The 211-nt window shown below is 50.7% G+C and carries 1 rRNA gene; it reads right to left on the minus strand.

The window, feature by feature from the left end:
* Nucleotides 1–69 (minus strand): 5S ribosomal RNA (rrf, locus tag OGX83_RS00660); the annotation flags it as partial.
* Nucleotides 70–211: the final 142 nt, after the last annotated feature.

Here is a 211-nt window from a genome sequence, read left to right on the forward strand (position 1 = left end):
GGCGCTACGGCGTTTCACTTCTGAGTTCGGCATGGGGTCAGGTGGGACCACCGCGCTACAGCCGCCAGGCAAATTCTGTTCATCAACACACCTCCTGGGCATGTCGATGTAATCTGTAATCAAGCTGAATGTCGATGTCTCTTCGCCAAAACATCTTCGGCGTTGTAAGGTTAAGCCTCACGGTTCATTAGTATCGGTTAGCTCAATGTAT

Origin of the sequence: Citrobacter sp. Cpo074, from assembly GCF_030332745.1 — a bacterium.
Taxonomy (GTDB): Bacteria; Pseudomonadota; Gammaproteobacteria; order Enterobacterales; family Enterobacteriaceae; genus Citrobacter; species Citrobacter portucalensis.